The sequence below is a fragment of the Xanthovirga aplysinae genome (assembly GCF_009711365.1).
In the GTDB taxonomy this organism is placed as follows: Bacteria; Bacteroidota; Bacteroidia; order Cytophagales; family Cyclobacteriaceae; genus Xanthovirga; species Xanthovirga aplysinae.
On the sequence record NZ_SMMB01000195.1, the window covers coordinates 1 to 646 of the forward strand.

Below are 646 nucleotides of genomic sequence, written 5' to 3' on the forward strand. Positions count from 1 at the left end.
GTTTTCTTATTAATCAAAAGGCGGCAGAAGCTTTAGGTTATAATACTCCTGATGATGCATTGGGGAAAAAAATCAGTAATGAAGGGATAGAGAAAACAGGAAATATAGTTGGGGTGGTGAAGGATTTTCATTATGCTTCTCTCACTGAAACTATTAAACCATTAATAATCCATTATAGGTGGTTTGATTTTGAAATGCTGGCTTTAAAATTAAACGGTACCAACCAGGCTGAAATAATTGATAATGTAGTTTCTACCTGGAAGAAAACAAAACCCAAGGTGGCTATGAATTATTCCTTTTTAGATGAAGATATAGAAGGGCAATATAAAGATGTTAAACAACTTAAGTCATCTGTAGAGGTGTTAGCATCTATAGCATTAATTCTTTCTTTTGTGGGAATTATTGCCATCATCTCCTTTTCTTTAATTATTAGAAAGAGGGAACTCACGATAAGAAGAATATGTGGGGCATCATACAAGGGCCTTTTCACAAATGTCTTTAAAGATTATACCGTTCTATTAGTAATAGCGCTGATTATATCCATAGCTCCTACCTATTATTTTCTTCAGCAATGGCTTAACAATTTTAGCTCGAAAGTTGAAATTCAGTATTCCATTTTTATTTTGGTGGGCACTATCATTGCACT

1 protein-coding gene is annotated in these 646 nt (G+C 33.6%); it reads left to right on the forward strand.

What is annotated here, in order from left to right:
* The coding region (locus tag E1171_RS00385; RefSeq protein WP_155203012.1) for an ABC transporter permease at window positions 1–646 on the forward strand (646 nt) is incomplete at both ends.